This is a genomic window from Pseudomonas sp. NFACC32-1 (assembly GCF_900101215.1).
Taxonomy (GTDB): domain Bacteria; phylum Pseudomonadota; class Gammaproteobacteria; order Pseudomonadales; family Pseudomonadaceae; genus Aquipseudomonas.
On record NZ_FMUL01000008.1, the window covers coordinates 86,863 to 102,481 of the forward strand.

Consider the following 15,619-nt stretch of genomic DNA (forward strand, 5'->3'; position numbering starts at 1 on the left):
AAGGATGTCTCCAACAATAGCAGCTGTGGTCGAAAGAAGTTCCGATCGAATTCCAGGTCGCCCGTGGGAGCGAGTGTATCGGCTCCCACGGGGCGACCGATGGTTCAGGTCCTCGGCAAGGCCAGCCCCTGGCCCATCCGTACCGGCGAGCCGGCCACCAGCTCCTCGGCCCACTTCACCTGGCCCGGGCCGAACAGTACGATGGCGGTGGAACCCAGCTTGAAGCGGCCCAGTTCGGCACCTTTTTCCAGATGGATCGGCGCACGGGCGGCTTCGTCGTAGCGGAAGGTCTTGAGCTCGCGCTTGGGTGGCGTGACCAGCCCGGCCCAGACGGTTTCGATGGACGCCACGATCATCGCGCCCACCAGTACCACGGCCATGGGGCCGCGTTCGGTGTCGAAGATGCACGCCACGCGTTCGTTGCGGGCGAACAGCTCGGGAACGTTTTCGGCGGTGGTCTGGTTGACCGAGAAGATCCGTCCCGGAATGTAGACCATCTCCCGCAGCGTACCGGCCAGCGGCATATGCACGCGGTGGTAATCCTTGGGCGACAGGTAGATGGTGGCGAAATCGCCGCCCATGAACGGCGCTGCGTTGGCCGAGTCGCCGCCAAGCAGTTCCAGCACACTGAAACTGTGGCCCTTGGCCTGGAACACCCGGCCGTGCTCGATCGGGCCGAGCTGGCTGACGGCGCCGTCGGCGGGGCTGAGGATCGCGCCTGGGGTTTCGTCCAGTGGGCGCGCGCCTTCCTTCAAGGCGCGGGTGAAGAAGGCGTTGAAGTGCTCATAGGCGGTCAGGTCTTCCACCAGGGCCTGGGACATGTCCACCTGGTAGCGCTTGGCGAACCACGCGGTGAATGCATTCTTGAACCAGCGTACGCGGCATTCGGCAATGCAGCCGGCCAGCCGTGACAGCAGGTGGTGGGGCAACAGGTACTGGGTGAGGATGAACAAGCGGTTTTTCATTAACTGTCCTTTTTGGAACCTTCAAAGCTCGATAGGGGTATCGGGGTGGTTGCCCCATTCGCCCCAGGAACCGGCATAGCCTTTGACCCGTGGGTAACCGAGCGCCTTGGCCACCAGGTAGGTGAAGCCGGAGCGGTGGTGAGTCTGGCAGTGGGTGATGATTTCTTTGTCGGGGGTGATGCCCAGCTGTTCGAGAATCTGCGGCATGTCCCGGCGGATACGCAGGTTGCGGGCTGGGTCCATGCCGGCGGTCCATTCGAAATTGACCGCGCCGGGGATGTGTCCGCCCCTGGCTGCAACGACTTTTTCCCCGGAGTATTCCAGCGGGCCGCGCGCGTCCCAGATCGCCAGGTCGGCGGCACCGAGGCGGCTTTGCAGGTATTCGCGAGTGGCGGTGGGCTCGTCGCGCAGCGTCAGCGGCACCGGGCCACCGGCGCTGGGCGGTACTTCGGTGGACACGGGTAGGCCTTCGTCCAGCCATGACAGCAGGCCGCCGTCGAGGTAGTGGTAGTTCGGGTGGCCGATCACATCCAGCAACCAGATGAAGCGCCCGGCCCAGCCGCCGCCTTCGTCGTCGTAGACCACGTAGACCGCGTCCGGGTTGTGCCCGAGCTCGCCGAACAATGCCTCGAGGTCAGCCTTGGCCGGCAACAGGCCTGGCGCTGGCGGCTGGCCCAGTTGCGTACGCTTGGGGTCGACGAAGCGCGCGCCGGGAACGTGCCCGGTGCTGTAGCGGGCGGCGCTGGTCAGGTCCACCAGAATCAGTTCGCGTGCGTCGAGGCGCGCAAGCAGGTCGCTTGGCTCGATCACCAGCGGCAAGCCAGAGAAGTCAGGCATGTGAGGTCTCCAGGGGCGCAAAGGGAAAGGATTGTATCAAGTTCAACGGCCGCGGTTGGTAAAGGTGTGCAGGGCCCGCTCGATACATTGCGCGGTCTTGCCGAAAGCCTGGACCGTCACGTCCGAGAACGGGCCTCCGCCCTGGTCCACGACCACCAGCATGATCACCTTGCCATTGCAGGTCAGTGAACGCAGCAGCAGGTGCTCGCCCTTGAACAGGCTGCGCAGGACCGGCGGCAGCAGTGCCGAAAACTGAGCGTTGTTGTCGGGGTTCAGGCGAACCTGGGCCTGTTGTGCCAGCAACCGTTGCAAGACCTTGCTCTGGTTGATCGGGAAGCTCATGGCCGCCGCCTCGCTGGGCAGGCCGGCGGTCTGGTGCACGCGCACGTTGGCCTGGCTGCGGTCGGCCATCAGGATCATCACCCGGCGCATGCCGCACGCCGCCAGGGCGTCCCGGGCGGCGGTGGTCAGGTGCATGGCGTTGCTGAAGGGGCTTGGCTCCACCAACAAGGCGGCGCACTGCTTGCGCCACTGGGTCAGGTCGACGGTGCTGGGTGGCGTTGCGGATGCTCGCCCGGAGGGGATGCGGCGACTGCCCGGGGGCCAGACCAGGGCCACGGCCGGGTGCCAGAGGTCCGGCATGCTGTTCTGGCGAGCGCTGTTGGCGGCTTGTTGGTGAAGTTGCTGCTGGATCTCTTCCACGGGCATCTGCAGGTACAGGCTCGTGAGGTACTGCCAGCGTGCGCTGTGGGGAGCGTCCCAGGCATGGTGCGCTGAAACCGCCAGGCCGTTGGCCAGCAGCACGGTGTTGGCCGGTTGGTTCAGCCAGCGCCGCAGGGTCGGGTCATCGTCCAGGCGGTTCTGTTGGCGCAGCGGATGTTCGCTGTCTCGGGCGATGCGCAGGACTTTCGCCAGTTCGCGACGTTCATTGAGCAACAGTCGGTAACCCTGCGCCACCCAGACCGGCAGGCGCCAGGTCTCCACCAGGGCCAGGCAGATGCTCAGCAGGCCGACGCCGAACAATTCGTGCTCCACCTTGCTGGCCTGCTGGCCTTGATGGAGGACCCGCAGCTCCCATTCCCCCAGCAGGCGCGGATGCGTCAGCGCCATGGGCCAGAGCGGCGAGAGAAACAGCAGGCTGCCCCAGTGAATGTCCTGCCACAGCCGCGCCAGGCGGCTGGCGAAAAAACCATTGGCCTGTTGCGTGGCATGCTGGCTGATCAATTGCAGCTGGCGCAGGGCAACGGGTATCTGTTGCTCCGGCAGCGAGGGCAGGCGTGCCAGCAGTTCCTCGGTGCGCTTGAGGCCGAGACGGTTGATGGCCACTTCGAGATTTTCCGCGGGCTCGGCGAGGTTGCCCCGGGTGTGATGATTGGCTTCCCGGATGACGCTCAGGGCCAGGGCGGGGCTGTCCTGCATCAGCTCGGCGATATCGCGCAACGAGCGATTGCTGTCGGCGATGGCCTTGCAGACCAGGTCGTGACTGGCCTGCGGCACCGGCAGATGGACGCCCTCGAGCAGCTTTACCCAGCCTTCGAGGGTGGTCGGTCGTGGAGTTGGAACCTTCGTTTCGTTAGCCATGGCTGGGGGTGATCATCGCATGCTGCAACGTGGCAAATTGGCTTTTCGCCAGAACTGGCTATAGTCTGGCGCAGTTTTGCCGATAAGGAGAAGAAGAGATTTTCCAGCTTCCGAATATGACCTTGAACCCGACTTAAATAAGTACTTTCTATCTATGGCTAAAATTATCGGCATCATAGTCGTGTTCGCGAGCGTGCTCGGCGGATACGTGCTCTCCCATGGCAAGATCGCCGCCCTGGTCCAGCCCTTCGAGGTGCTGATCATCGGTGGTGCGGCCCTTGGCGCTTTCCTGCAGGCCAACCCTGGCTACATGACCATGCACGTGCTCAAGAAATCCCTGAGCATGTTCGGTTCGCGCTTCAGCCACACGTTCTACCTGGAAGTGCTGGGGCTGATCTACGAGATCCTCAACAAGAGCCGGCGTGAAGGCATGATGGCGATCGAAGGCGACATCGAAGACGCCGCCGCCAGCCCGATCTTCGCCAAGTATCCCGCCGTGCTCAAGGACGCCCGGATGACGGCGTTCATCTGTGACTACCTGCGCATCATGTCGTCCGGCAACATGGCTCCCCATGAGCTGGAAGGCTTGTTCGACATGGAACTGTACAGCCTCAAGGAAGACCTGGAGCACCCGTCCCACGCCGTCAACGGTATCGCCGACGGTATGCCCGGCTTCGGTATCGTCGCCGCGGTGTTGGGTATCGTGGTGACCATGGCTTCCCTGGGCGATGGCGACCAGAAGTCCATCGGCCTGCACGTGGGGGCGGCCCTGGTGGGTACCTTCTTCGGTATTTTGGCCGCGTACGGTTTCTTCGGCCCGCTGGCCCATTCCCTGGCCCATGATGCCAAGGAAGAGCTCAACGTCTATGAAGCCATCAAGGCGTCCCTGGTGGCCTCGGCCTCGGGTATGCCGCCATCGCTGGCGGTCGAGTTCGGTCGCAAGGTTCTCTACCCGGCGCACCGTCCAAGCTTCGCCGAGCTGGAACAAGCGGTTCGCGGTCGCTAGTGCTTTGCTTTGCAAATACGTTCCTTTTTTGGCCAGTGACTGTTGCTGCCAGACAAGGCGCCGCGACGAGTCATAGCCCGCTATGGCGAGGAGCGGCAACGCAGTATGGCAGCAACAGGCACCGTCAGAACGGAACAGTATTTGTGAAGCAGAGCACTTAGGTCATGGAAAATAATCAGCCGATTATCGTAAAGCGCGTCAAGCGCATTGCCGGCGGGCACCATGGCGGTGCTTGGAAAATCGCCTTTGCCGACTTCGCGACGGCGATGATGGCGTTCTTCCTGGTGCTGTGGCTGCTGTCCACCGCGACCCCGGAGCAGAAGATCGCCATCGCCGGTTACTTCAAGGATCCGGTCGGTTTTTCCGAAAGCGGCACGCCCTACATCATCGACCTGGGCGGTTCTCCGGTCCTTGCGCCGGAAAATACCCTCAACCCCGAGGTCAAATCCCAGCCTCAGCCCGACAAGGCAACGGTCGATGCCAATGAGGCCGAAGGCATGGCCGAGCAGGTCGAGCGCGAACGCCTGGAGTTGCTCCTGCAGGAATTGCAGAACAAGGTCGAAGAGAACCCGGAGCTGCAGAAGTTCAAGGACCAGATCCTGTTCGAAATCACCCCGAACGGCTTGCGCATCCAGATCATGGATGCCGAGAACCGGCCGATGTTCGACTCCGGCAGCGCGCGGCTCAAGCCCTATTTCGAAGACATCCTGCTGGCCATGGCCGACACCATCAAGGCGGTGCCGAACAAGATCAGCATCAGCGGTCATACCGATGCCAAGCCCTACATCGGCAAGGGTGACTTCGGTAACTGGGAGCTCTCCGCCAACCGCGCCAACGCGGCACGGCGTGCCCTGGTGGCCGGCAGCTACCCGGACGAGCAGGTGGCGCGGGTGGTCGGTTACGCCTCGTCGGCGCTGTTTGACCGCAAGGACCCGTTCAACCCGGTCAACCGACGCATCGACATCGTCGTGTTGACCAAGAAGGCGCAGAAAGCCATCGAGGGTTCGCAGACCGATGACCCTGCGCCAGATCCAGCTCAGGATCAGGGCACGCCCGCAGAGACACCGGCGACGCCGTCGGGCGCCGCGGCTGACCCGAATGCCTTGCCACCGGATCAGCAGCCGGTGCCCGCCCATGAGTTGCGCGAGCGCTTGAACCTGTTCGACGAGGTCGCGCCCAAGCCTGCCGAAACGCCTGGGCAGTGACCTGAAGATTTGTCGATGGACCCGTGGCGAGGGGATTTATCCCCGCCGGGCTGCGCAGCCGCCCCTGTACCTGGCTTTTATCCAAAAGTACGAAGGGGAGGGGGCGTTTCGTGCCCCGGCGTGGATCAAACCCCTCGCCACAACTGCGTGCGGCTTCCCTTCCTTTCGAGTCAGTAGCTGTTTTCCGGCAGGCTGGCGATGATCGAGCGGTAGCTGTTCATCCGTTGCTGGTGCACACGGCCTTCTTCCAGTGCCTTGAGCAGGGCGCAACCGGGTTCGCGGTCATGCTTGCAGTCGCGGAAGCGGCACGTGCCGATCAGGTCGTTGAACTCGATGAACCCGGCTTCCACATCGGCCCGGCTGACATGACCCAGGCCGAACTCGCGAATGCCCGGGGAGTCGATCAGCTCACCGCCGCCAGGGAAATGGAACAGCCGGGCGGTGGTGGTGGTGTGGGTGCCCTGGCCGGACAGCTCGGACAAAGGCCCGACACGGGTGTCGACCTCCGGCAGCAGGCTGTTGACCAATGACGACTTGCCGACACCCGACTGTCCGACGAACACGCTGATGCGCCCGTCCAGTTGCTGTTGCAATTGCTCCATGCCGTTGCCGTGATGGGCGGAGACTTCCAGTACCGGATAACCCAATTGCCGATAGACCGACAGCAAGGCGTTCAGCGCCGGGGCGTTATGCTCGTCGATCAGGTCGAATTTGTTGAGCAGCAACAGCGGGCGGATACCCGCATGTTCGGCCGCGACCAGGTAACGGTCGATGAGGTTGGCGTGAGGTTCTGGCAGCGGGGCGAACACAATGACGATCATGTCGACGTTCGCCGCCACCGGCTTGAGCTGGCCCCGGCTGTCCGGACGGCACAGCTCGGTGTGACGTGGCAATTGCGCGACAATCACGCCGATACCCTGGTTGCCGGCGCGCCACACCACTCGGTCGCCAGTGACCAGCGCCGGCAGGTTGGCCCGCAGATGGCAGCGGAAGACCTGGCCAGCCAGCTCGCCTTCACAGGCTTCGACCTCGACCTGCACGCCGAAGTGGGCGATCACCAGGCCGGTCTGTTCGGGACCCAGGTCACCACCCTCCAGGGCTTGCACCGCACTGGATTCGCGTTTGGCGGCGCGGGCGGCGCGCTCGCCCTGGATCTTTTCGATACGCCAGTTCTGGCGGCGATTGAGTTGGCGTTTGGCCATGGGTGTTCCGTATGAAGAATGCAGCGATTAGATAAAACGGCGGCGAGTTTAGCACGCCCAGGAGCCGGCCTAGGCTAAACTGCGCAGCTACGCCGAGGAGCCCCCCATGCAAAATCCGCAGAACCTGATCTGGATCGACCTGGAAATGACCGGTCTGAACCCCGACACCGACGTCATTATCGAAATGGCCACCATTGTCACCGACAGTGACCTCAACACCCTGGCCGAAGGCCCGGTGATCGCGATCCACCACAGCGATGAAGTCCTCGCCGGCATGGACGAGTGGAACACTCGCCAGCATGGTGGCTCGGGCCTGACTCAACGGGTACGCGACAGCAAGATCAGCATGGCCGAGGCCGAAGCCCAGACCATCGCCTTCCTGGAGCAATGGGTGCCCCGGGGCAAGTCGCCCATCTGCGGCAACAGCATTTGCCAGGATCGACGCTTTCTCTATACCCACATGAAATCCCTGGAAAGCTATTTCCATTACCGCAACCTGGATGTCTCCACCCTCAAGGAACTGGCCGCCCGCTGGGCGCCGCAGGTTCGCGACAGCTTCCAGAAGGGCGGCAGCCACCTGGCGCTGGACGATATCCGCGAATCCATCGCCGAGCTGCAGCACTACCGCAAGCATTTCATCAAGTTCTGATTGAAGCGCGCGGCGCTCTTGTGACGAGGGGATAAATCCCCTCGCCACGGGTTCTGCGCTGGACATGCGCAACCGCCCTCTTTTGGTGCTTGCCTGAAATGGCTAGACTGCGCGCCTTCCCGCAAGGACCGCCAACATGTTGCTGATGCTTTATCTGATCGCCATCACCGCCGAAGCGATGACCGGCGCCTTGTCCGCCGGACGGCGTGGCATGGACTGGTTCGGCGTGGTGCTGATCGCCTGTGTCACCGCGCTGGGGGGCGGCTCGGTGCGCGATGTGCTGCTCGGTCATTATCCCCTCACCTGGGTCAAGCATCCGGAATACCTGGTGCTGACCACTGCGGCGGCGATGCTGACGGTGTTCCTGGCGCGCTGGATGCGTCACCTGCGTTCGATGTTCCTGGTACTCGACGCCGTGGGCCTGGTGGCGTTTACCCTGATCGGTTGCATGACCGCCCTTGAGATGGGCCATGGCATGCTGGTGGCGTCGGTCAGTGGCGTGATCACCGGGGTGTTCGGCGGCATCCTGCGGGATATATTCTGCAACGATATTCCCCTGATCTTCCGCCGTGAGCTCTATGCCAGCGTGTCGTTTGCCGCGGCGTGGTGTTATCTGCTCTGTGTCTATCTGCAGCTGCCAAGCGAACAGGCAATCCTCATCACGTTGTTCGGTGGTTTCCTGCTACGCCTCCTGGCGATCCGCTTTCACTGGGAAATGCCCAAGTTCGTCTATAACGACGAGGTTTGACGCTCGGCGTGCTGGCGCAGCGCCCATTCCACATGCTCGCGCACCAGTTCCGACGGATAGTCGCGTCGCGCGTGCAAGGCCTGCAGTACGGGAATGGTCGAAGGGGCATTGCCAAGGCCCACCGCCAGGTTGCGCAGCCAGCGTTCGTAGCCGGCTCGGCGCAGTGGCGAGCCTTCGGTGCTCCTGAGGAAGGTGTCCTCGTCCCACAGGAACAATTCGGCCAGGCCGGCGTTGTCCAGGTTATGCCGGGGTTTGAAATCGCTTTCCCCAGTAGGCCGGGCGAAGCGGTTCCAAGGGCAGACGATCTGGCAATCGTCGCAGCCGAACACTCGATTGCCGATCAAGGGACGCAGTTCTTCGGGGATGGCGTTCTTCAGTTCAATGGTGAGGTAGGAAATGCAACGGCGGGCGTCCAGCAGGTAGGGCCCTGCGAATGCCTTCGTAGGACAGATATCCAGGCAGGCCGTGCATTTGCCGCAGTGCTCCGTGGCGTGGGGCGGGTCCACGGGCAGCGGCAGGTCGACAAACAGCTCGCTCAGGAAGAAATAACTGCCGGCCTTGCGGTTCAGTACCAGGGTGTTCTTGCCGATCCAGCCGAGCCCGGCCTGTTCGGCAATGGCTTTTTCCAGTACCGGGGCGCTGTCGACAAAAGCGCGATAACCGAAGGGGCCGATGACCGCCTGGATTTTTTCGGCTAATTGTTGCACGCGTTTACGGATCAATTTGTGGTAATCGCGGCCCAACGCATAGCGCGAGACGTAGGCTTTTTCCGGTTGGGCGAGCCTGTGGGCCATCTCGGTGTCGCCCGGCAGGTAATCCATGCGCAGGGACACCACGCGCAATGTTCCCGGCACCAGCTCCTCGGGGTGGGAACGTTTGCTGCCATGGGCGCCCATATAGTCCATTTCGCCGTGGTAGCCGGCGTCGAGCCAGCGTTGCAAATGCTGCTCATGTTCGGCGAGGTCCAGGCCGCTGATGCCGACTTGCTGGAAGCCCAGCTCGCGGCCCCAGTCCTTGATGGATTGGGCGAGGGCGGGGAGGTCGGTGGGAATGACAGGCATGTGGCAAGAGAAACCGGAGCTGAGATGCGTATAATTCTGCCAGACATCGGAGCCTGAAGACGCATGCCGCACACTAAAGATGATTTTCCCGACGCGCTGTACAGTGCCGCGCAGGTCCGGGCCCTCGACGCACAACTGATCGCGGCGGGGACCACCGGCTTCGAATTGATGCAGCGCGCAGCCCGTGCCACCTGGCGGGCGATCGTCCGGCGCTGGCCACAGGCCGGCGAGCTGACCGTGATGACCGGTCATGGCAATAATGCCGGCGACGGTTTCCTGGTGGCGACCCTGGCCCGCCGTGCCGGCTGGTCGGTGCGGGTACTGACCGTGGGTGAGCCTCGTCGCCTGCAGGGGGACGCCGCCATTGCCCATGCCGAGGCCGTGGCAGTGGGGGTGCCGCTGGAGACGTGGAACGACGAATCCGAATTGCGAGGGGTGCTGCTGGATGCCTTGCTTGGCACGGGCTTGAGCGGTGATGTGCGCGAACCCTATATCCGGGCGATCGACACGATCAATGTCAGCGGGCTGCCGGTCGCCGCGGTGGATATTCCTTCCGGCCTGTGCAGCGACACCGGACGGGTCCTGGGCACGGCGGTCGCGGCCGACCTGACGGTGACCTTCATTGGTCTGAAACTGGGCCTGTTCACGGGCGACGCGGCGGACCGCGTCGGTGAGCTGGTCTTCGATGACCTGCACGCCGATGCGGATATCGTTGAATCGGCGCCGTCCACTGCACGATTGCTCTTACCAAAAAATCTGCCGCGTCTGACGCCTCGCGCGCCCACTTCCCACAAAGGCTCGTTCGGGCACGTCCTGTTGATCGGCGGCGACCGGGGATTTGGCGGTGCGATCCAGATGAGTGCCGAAAGCGCCCTGCGTTGCGGTGCCGGAATGGTTTCCATGGCGACCCGCAGCGAACACGTATCGGCTGCGCTGACGCGTTTACCTGAGGTCATGGTGCAAGGCACTCATTCGGCGAACCAGCTGATGGGCCTGCTGGAGCGGGCGGACGTGCTGGTGGTGGGCCCCGGGTTGGGCCAGGCCGCCTGGGGGCGCAGTTTGCTGTCGGCGGCGGCCAACGTTTCCGTGCCGCAGGTATGGGACGCCGACGCCCTGAACCTGCTGAGCGCGGGCGCGGTCGGTTTGCCCGAGGGCTGTGTGATCACTCCGCATCCGGGTGAAGCGGCCCGGCTCCTGGATATTTCCACGGCACAGGTGCAGGCCGATCGTCCGGCGGCGGCCCGGGCACTGAGCAGGAAATACGCCGCCACGGTAATCCTCAAGGGCGCTGGCAGCCTGGTTGCCGGCCCGGACGGTCGCCTGGCGGTTTGCGGCCAGGGCCATCCGGCCATGGCCACGGCCGGCCTCGGAGATGTATTGGCCGGGGTGATCGGCGCCTTGCTCGCCCAGGGCATGGATGGCTTCGAGGCCGCCTGCCTGGCTGTCTGGTTGCACGCCAATGCCGGCGCACAGGTCGGGCGCTCGGGCCGGGGGCTGGCGGCGACCGACCTGATTCCGGCCATTCGTCAGTTGCTGGAGGAGCAGTCACCTTGTCTGAAGTAACCCTGTACGTGGCCGACGAGCAGGCCATGACGCAATTCGGTGCTCGCATTGCGCAGGTCACCGCAGGCCACGGCCTGATCTTCCTGGAAGGCGATCTCGGCGCGGGCAAGACCACCTTGTCCCGCGGCATCATTCGCGGCCTGGGGCATGTCGGCGCGGTGAAAAGCCCTACGTTCACCTTGGTGGAGCCCTACGAGATCGGTGATATCCGAGCGTTTCATTTCGATTTGTATCGACTGGTGGATCCGGAAGAGCTGGAGTTTCTCGGTATCCGTGATTATTTCGAAGACGATGCCTTGTGCCTGATCGAATGGCCCTGCAAGGGTGCAGGCTTTTTGCCAAAGCCTGACCTGACCATTACCATTGGCGCGCAGAATGGCGGGCGTTCGCTGAAACTGACGCCGCAAGGCTCGCGCGGCGAGTCGTGGTGTGCCGCATTGGCACTGGAAACTATTTGATGATGGGGTTTGGTATGCGCTTTCGCGCGGTGGCTGCTGTCGTAGGACTGTTGCTTACGGCACTGGCCGTCGATGCTGTGGCTGAGACAAAGGTCAACAGCGTTCGCCTGTGGCGGGCGCCGGACAACACGCGACTGGTGTTCGACCTGACGGGGCCGGTGCAGCACAGCGTGTTCACCCTCACGGCCCCGGACCGCCTGGTGATCGACATCAACGGCGCCTCCCTGGGCGCGCCGCTGAACGTGCCCACCGCCAATACGCCGATTACCGCCATGCGTTCGGCCCAGCGTACGCCGACCGACCTGCGGGTGGTCATCGACCTGAAAAAAACCGTCACCCCGAAAAGCTTCACCCTGGCGCCCAATGCCCAGTACGGCAACCGCCTGGTGGTGGACCTGTTCGACAACCCGGCCGACGCCGCGCCACCGCCGCCGCCTCCTGCCAATGTCGCCACGGTGCCGGCGGTGCCGGTCACGCCGACCGAGCCGGCGATCAAGCTGCCACCGGCTCCGGCCGGCAAGCGCGACATCATTGTGGTCATCGATGCCGGTCATGGCGGGGAAGACCCAGGGGCCTCGGGCTCGCGTGGGCAGCGCGAAAAAGACGTGGTGTTGTCCATCGCCCGGGAGCTGCAGCGCCAGGTCAACGGCATGAAGGGCTTCCGCGCCGAACTGACCCGTACCGGCGACTATTTCATCCCGTTGCGCGGTCGTACCGAAATCGCCCGCAAGAAAGGCGCCGACCTGTTCGTCTCGATCCATGCCGACGCGGCACCTTCGACCGCGGCCTTCGGGGCCTCGGTGTTCGCCCTGTCCGACCGGGGCGCCACCTCCGAGACTGCCCGCTGGCTGGCCGACAGCGAAAACCGTTCCGACCTGATCGGCGGTGCCGGCAACGTCAGCCTCGACGACAAGGACCGCATGCTGGCCGGTGTGTTGCTCGATTTGTCGATGACCGCCTCGCTGACCTCCAGCTTGAATGTCGGCCAGAAGGTCCTGAGCAATATCGGCCGCGTCACGCCCCTGCACAAGCAGCGTGTCGAACAGGCCGGCTTCATGGTGCTCAAGTCGCCGGACATCCCGTCGATCCTGGTGGAAACCGGATTCATCTCCAACGCCAACGAAGCCTCCAAGCTGACGTCTTCCAGCCACCAGCAGGCCCTGGCCCGGTCCATCAGCAGCGGTGTACGCCAGTTCTTCCAGCAGAACCCGCCGCCGGGCACCTACATCGCCTGGCTGCGTGACTCCGGCAAGATCGCCCAAGGCCCGCGGGACCATAGGGTCAGTCCCGGTGAAACCCTGGCAATGATTGCCGTGCGCTACCAGGTGTCGCCCGCCACCTTGCGCAGCGCCAACAATCTCAAGAGCGACGAGCTCAAGATCGGCCAGACCCTGACCATTCCGGGCAATGAAGTGGCGTCCAAGCAATGAGCGATGAAGTGATCGGCAGCAACGCCCGTATCGAGCTGCTCAGTCCTCGGCTGGCGAACCAGATCGCCGCCGGCGAGGTGGTCGAGCGCCCGGCGTCGGTCATCAAGGAACTGCTGGAGAACAGCCTGGACTCCGGTGCCCGGCGCATCGATGTGGACGTCGAGCAGGGTGGCGTCAAGCTGCTGCGGGTGCGTGATGACGGTGGTGGTATTCCCGCCGACGACCTGCCGCTGGCACTGGCGCGCCATGCCACCAGCAAGATCCGCGATCTGGAAGATCTCGAACGGGTCATGAGCCTGGGGTTTCGTGGCGAAGCGCTGGCCTCCATCAGCTCGGTGTCGCGCCTGACGCTGACCTCCCGCACCCGCGACGCCGAACAGGCCTGGCAGGTCGAGACCGAGGGGCGGGACATGGCCTCCCGTGTGCAGCCTGCGGCCCATCCGGTGGGCACGTCGGTGGAAGTGCGTGACCTGTTTTTCAATACGCCGGCACGGCGCAAGTTTCTCAAGGCCGAGAAGACCGAGTTCGATCATCTGCAGGAAGTCATCAAGCGCCTGGCCCTGGCGCGGTTCGACGTGGCGTTCCACTTGCGCCATAACGGCAAGACCATTCTCAGTCTGCACGAGGCCCGTGACGACGCGGCCCGTGCCCGGCGCGTGGCGGCGGTGTGCGGCTCGGGTTTCCTGGAACAGGCCTTGCCCATCGAGGTCGAGCGCAATGGCCTGCACCTGTGGGGCTGGGTCGGGTTGCCAACCTTCTCCCGCAGCCAGGCGGATCTGCAATATTTCTATGTGAACGGCCGGGCGGTACGGGACAAGCTGGTCGCCCACGCGGTGCGCCAGGCCTATCGCGATGTGTTGTTCAACGGTCGGCATCCGACCTTCGTGCTGTTTTTCGAGGTCGACCCTTCAGTGGTGGACGTCAACGTGCACCCCACCAAGCATGAGGTGCGCTTCCGCGACGGGCGCATGGTGCACGATTTCCTCTATGGCACCTTGCACCGCGCCTTGGGCGACGTGCGTCCGGAAGACCAGTTGGCAGCACCGGCCACCGTGGCCGGGATGGTTCGTCCAACCGGACTGGAAGCCGGCGAATTCGGACCCCAGGGCGAAATGCGCCTGGCGGCCAATACCCTGCTGGAGCAGCCCCAGGCGCAACCGAGCTACACCTCGGCGAGTTCCGGCGCAGGTGGCTATCAGTATCAATACACCCCGCGCCCGCAATCGAGCGTGCCGGCGGCCGAGGCCCAGGCGGCCTATCGGGAATTCTTCAAGCCGTTGCCTGAAACCGGCGCAGTGGCGTTGCCCGACGGCCAGGGCGATATCCCGCCGCTGGGCTACGCCCTGGCGCAGCTCAAGGGCATCTATATCCTGGCGGAAAATGCCCAGGGCCTGGTCCTGGTGGATATGCATGCCGCTCATGAGCGAATCATGTACGAGCGGCTGAAAATCGCCATGGCCAGCGAAGGGCTCAGCGGCCAGCCGCTGCTGGTGCCTGAGTCACTGGCTGTCAGCCAGCGCGAAGCCGATTGCGCAGAAGAACATGTGGGCTGGTTCCAGCGCCTGGGCTTCGAGCTGCAGCGACTGGGCCCGGAAACCCTGGCGATCCGGCAGATCCCGGCGCTGCTGAAGCAGGCCGAGGCCAATCGGTTGGTCAGCGACGTGCTGGCGGATCTGATGGAGTACGGCACCAGCGACCGGATCCAGGCGCATCTGAACGAGCTGCTGGGCACCATGGCCTGCCATGGCGCGGTCCGCGCCAACCGGCGCCTGGCCTTGCCGGAAATGAACGGCTTGCTGCGGGACATGGAGAACACCGAGCGCAGCGGCCAATGCAACCATGGCCGGCCGACCTGGACCCAACTGGGCCTGGACGACCTGGACAAACTGTTTTTGCGCGGTCGTTGATGAGCCAGTTGCCACCTGCGATTTTCCTGATGGGGCCGACTGCCGCTGGCAAGACCGACCTGGCCATCGAATTGACCAAGGTCCTGCCCTGCGAGTTGATCAGTGTCGATTCGGCCCTGGTCTATCGGGGCATGGACATCGGCACCGCCAAGCCGTCAAAAGAACTGCTGGCCGAATTTCCCCACCGCCTGATCGACATCCTGGACCCGGTCGAGGCTTATTCGGCGGCCGATTTCCGGCGTGATGCGCTCCAGGCCATGGCCGAAATCACTGCGCGGGGCAACATCCCGCTGCTGGTGGGCGGCACGATGCTGTATTACAAGGCCCTGGTCGATGGGTTGGCGGACATGCCGGCGGCCGATCCCGAGGTGCGCGCGCAGATCGAAGAAGAAGCCGCGCGCCTTGGCTGGCATGCCCTGCACGAGCAATTGGCGGTCATTGACCCTGAGTCGGCGGCGCGCATCCATCCCAATGACCCGCAGCGGCTCAGCCGGGCGCTGGAGGTTTATCGGGTCAGTGGCCAGAGCATGACGGCCCTGCGCCGACAACAATCTGCGCAAAGTACTGAAGCAGCCGCTTCGGGACTGCAACAATTGCCCTATACTGTCGCGAATCTGGCCATCGCTCCGGCGAACCGGCAAGTGCTGCATCGGCGAATTGAACAAAGATTCACATTGATGTTGGAACAGGGATTCATAGACGAGGTCGTAGCCCTGCGTGAGCGAAGTGACCTGCATGCCGGGTTGCCGTCTATACGTGCGGTGGGTTATCGACAGGTCTGGGACTACCTGGACGGCAAGCTGACGTCAGCCGAGATGCGCGAGCGTGGGATTATTGCCACGCGCCAACTGGCGAAACGCCAGTTCACCTGGTTGCGCAGCTGGACTGACCTGCATTGGCTTGACAGCCTCGATTGCGACAATCTGCCACGCGCCTTGAAATACCTTGGGACCGTCTCCATATTGAGCTGAGTCCTTGCAATTGCCGTCTATCCTTGGGGGTGTGAC

Annotated in this window: 14 protein-coding genes; 9 read left to right on the forward strand and 5 right to left on the reverse strand. The window is 63.7% G+C overall.

What is annotated here, in order from left to right:
• Positions 1 to 104 precede the first annotated feature (104 nt).
• From asd to BLP99_RS14485, 3 genes are read right to left on the reverse strand one after another with little or no spacing between them, the layout of a single operon-like run.
• A complete protein-coding gene (gene asd / locus BLP99_RS14475) occupies positions 105 to 965 on the reverse strand; it encodes an archaetidylserine decarboxylase (protein WP_072398516.1) in 861 nt (286 codons plus the stop codon).
• A 21-nt stretch (positions 966 to 986) separates the two neighbouring features.
• Positions 987 to 1,802: a rhodanese-like domain-containing protein gene (locus tag BLP99_RS14480; protein WP_072398515.1), complete on the reverse strand. Its 816-nt coding sequence runs from the start codon at positions 1,800 to 1,802 to the stop codon at positions 987 to 989.
• A gap of 42 nt (positions 1,803 to 1,844) precedes the next feature.
• On the reverse strand, positions 1,845 to 3,383 hold the full coding sequence (locus tag BLP99_RS14485; protein ID WP_072398514.1) for an HDOD domain-containing protein: 1,539 nt from the start codon (positions 3,381 to 3,383) through the stop codon (positions 1,845 to 1,847).
• 154 nt (positions 3,384 to 3,537) lie between these two features.
• Here BLP99_RS14485 and motA point away from each other — a divergent pair, with 154 nt between their 5' ends.
• Both motA and motB read left to right on the forward strand, forming a co-directional pair.
• Positions 3,538 to 4,389 carry a flagellar motor stator protein MotA gene (motA, locus tag BLP99_RS14490; RefSeq protein ID WP_072398513.1) on the forward strand — a complete coding sequence of 284 codons (852 nt, stop codon included), beginning with the start codon at positions 3,538 to 3,540 and terminating at the stop codon, positions 4,387 to 4,389.
• A gap of 164 nt (positions 4,390 to 4,553) precedes the next feature.
• Positions 4,554 to 5,594: a flagellar motor protein MotB gene (gene motB, locus BLP99_RS14495; protein ID WP_072398512.1), complete on the forward strand. Its 1,041-nt coding sequence runs from the start codon at positions 4,554 to 4,556 to the stop codon at positions 5,592 to 5,594.
• 170 nt (positions 5,595 to 5,764) lie between these two features.
• Here the strand turns inward: motB and rsgA are convergent, their stop codons facing one another.
• Positions 5,765 to 6,796, reverse strand: coding sequence for a small ribosomal subunit biogenesis GTPase RsgA (rsgA, locus tag BLP99_RS14500; protein ID WP_072398511.1), 1,032 nt, complete (start codon positions 6,794 to 6,796; stop codon positions 5,765 to 5,767).
• Between the two features lie 106 nt (positions 6,797 to 6,902).
• Between rsgA and orn the strand changes: the two genes are divergently transcribed.
• Positions 6,903 to 7,445, forward strand: a complete 543-nt coding sequence (gene orn, locus BLP99_RS14505; RefSeq protein ID WP_072398510.1) for an oligoribonuclease — start codon at positions 6,903 to 6,905, stop codon at positions 7,443 to 7,445.
• 136 nt (positions 7,446 to 7,581) lie between these two features.
• Positions 7,582 to 8,193 (forward strand): trimeric intracellular cation channel family protein, encoded by a 612-nt coding sequence (locus BLP99_RS14510; protein WP_072398509.1) that lies wholly within the window; start codon positions 7,582 to 7,584, stop codon positions 8,191 to 8,193.
• Here BLP99_RS14510 and queG read toward each other — a convergent pair.
• Positions 8,175 to 9,254 (reverse strand): tRNA epoxyqueuosine(34) reductase QueG, encoded by a 1,080-nt coding sequence (gene queG / locus BLP99_RS14515; protein WP_072398508.1) that lies wholly within the window; start codon positions 9,252 to 9,254, stop codon positions 8,175 to 8,177. The two genes, BLP99_RS14510 and queG, sit on opposite strands and share 19 nt — an antisense overlap.
• A 63-nt stretch (positions 9,255 to 9,317) precedes the next feature.
• Here queG and BLP99_RS14520 point away from each other — a divergent pair, with 63 nt between their 5' ends.
• Genes BLP99_RS14520 through miaA form a run of 5 tightly spaced genes read left to right on the forward strand, consistent with a single transcriptional unit; the run spans position 9,318 to position 15,583 of the window.
• Positions 9,318 to 10,817: a bifunctional ADP-dependent NAD(P)H-hydrate dehydratase/NAD(P)H-hydrate epimerase gene (locus BLP99_RS14520; RefSeq protein ID WP_072398507.1), complete on the forward strand. Its 1,500-nt coding sequence runs from the start codon at positions 9,318 to 9,320 to the stop codon at positions 10,815 to 10,817.
• Entirely contained in the window at positions 10,805 to 11,275 is a 471-nt protein-coding gene (tsaE, locus tag BLP99_RS14525; protein ID WP_072398506.1) for a tRNA (adenosine(37)-N6)-threonylcarbamoyltransferase complex ATPase subunit type 1 TsaE, read from the forward strand. Before BLP99_RS14520 ends, tsaE begins: the two co-directional genes overlap by 13 nt.
• Positions 11,275 to 12,705 carry an N-acetylmuramoyl-L-alanine amidase gene (locus tag BLP99_RS14530; protein ID WP_072398505.1) on the forward strand — a complete coding sequence of 477 codons (1,431 nt, stop codon included), beginning with the start codon at positions 11,275 to 11,277 and terminating at the stop codon, positions 12,703 to 12,705. The genes tsaE and BLP99_RS14530 overlap by 1 nt, the downstream gene beginning before the upstream one ends.
• Positions 12,702 to 14,612, forward strand: a complete 1,911-nt coding sequence (gene mutL / locus BLP99_RS14535; RefSeq protein ID WP_072458633.1) for a DNA mismatch repair endonuclease MutL — start codon at positions 12,702 to 12,704, stop codon at positions 14,610 to 14,612. The genes BLP99_RS14530 and mutL overlap by 4 nt, the downstream gene beginning before the upstream one ends.
• Entirely contained in the window at positions 14,612 to 15,583 is a 972-nt protein-coding gene (gene miaA / locus BLP99_RS14540) for a tRNA (adenosine(37)-N6)-dimethylallyltransferase MiaA (RefSeq protein ID WP_072398503.1), read from the forward strand. Before mutL ends, miaA begins: the two co-directional genes overlap by 1 nt.
• Positions 15,584 to 15,619 lie beyond the last annotated feature (36 nt).